We start from the raw sequence: 1,223 nt of genomic DNA, 5'->3' as shown, positions 1-1,223 counted from the left end.
GATTGTCCGGCGGCGTCCTACTCTCCCACACCCTCCCGAGTGCAGTACCATCGGCGCTGGAGGGCTTAGCTTCCGGGTTCGGAATGTAACCGGGCGTTTCCCCTCCGCCATGACCGCCGTAACTCTATCGACATATCAAACAACACACCACACGGGTTGTTGTTCGTTTGTCGGGAGTTGCACAGTGGACGCGTAGCAGCTTAGTAGTCAAGTCCTCGGCCTATTAGTACCGGTCAACTGAACCCGTTACCGGGCTTACATTTCCGGCCTATCAACCCAGTCGTCTAGCTGGGGGCCTTACCCCACAAAGTGGGTGGGATACCTCATCTTGAAGCGAGCTTCCCGCTTAGATGCTTTCAGCGGTTATCCCTTCCGAACGTAGCTAACCAGCCGTGCCCCTGGCGGGACAACTGGCACACCAGAGGTTCGTCCGTCCCGGTCCTCTCGTACTAGGGACAGCCCTTCTCAAGTATCCTACGCGCACGGCGGATAGGGACCGAACTGTCTCACGACGTTCTAAACCCAGCTCGCGTACCGCTTTAATGGGCGAACAGCCCAACCCTTGGGACCTGCTACAGCCCCAGGATGCGACGAGCCGACATCGAGGTGCCAAACCATCCCGTCGATATGGACTCTTGGGGAAGATCAGCCTGTTATCCCCGGGGTACCTTTTATCCGTTGAGCGACACCGCTTCCACTCGCAAGTGCCGGATCACTAGTCCCGACTTTCGTCCCTGCTCGACCTGTCAGTCTCACAGTCAAGCTCCCTTGTGTACTTGCACTCAACACCTGATTGCCAACCAGGCTGAGGGAACCTTTGGGCGCCTCCGTTACCTTTTAGGAGGCAACCGCCCCAGTTAAACTACCCACCAGACACTGTCCCTGAACCGGATAACGGTCCGAAGTTAGATACCCAAATCAACCAGAGTGGTATTTCAAGATTGCCTCCCCACCAACTGGCGTTGATGGTTCACCGGCTCCCACCTATCCTACACAAGCTAATTCGGATACCAATGTCAAGCTATAGTAAAGGTCCCGGGGTCTTTCCGTCCTGCCGCGCGTAACGAGCATCTTTACTCGTAATGCAATTTCGCCGGGCCTGTGGTTGAGACAGTGGGGAAGTCGTTACGCCATTCGTGCAGGTCGGAACTTACCCGACAAGGAATTTCGCTACCTTAGGATGGTTATAGTTACCACCGCCGTTTACTGGCGCTTAAGTTCTC

Annotated in this window: 2 rRNA genes; both read right to left on the bottom strand. The window is 55.7% G+C overall.

The window, feature by feature from the left end:
* Positions 1–4: 4 nt before the first annotated feature.
* A 5S ribosomal RNA gene (rrf, locus tag ACIBBA_RS33555) occupies positions 5–121 on the bottom strand.
* 82 nt (positions 122–203) lie between these two features.
* Positions 204–1,223: ribosomal RNA gene (locus tag ACIBBA_RS33550) — 23S ribosomal RNA — on the bottom strand; the annotation flags it as partial.

Source organism: Micromonospora sp. NPDC051006 (assembly GCF_044456245.1).
In the GTDB taxonomy this organism is placed as follows: Bacteria; Actinomycetota; Actinomycetes; order Mycobacteriales; family Micromonosporaceae; genus Micromonospora.
Note: the sequence above shows the minus strand (reverse complement) of the source record. Positions and strands in the feature narration are given on the sequence as shown.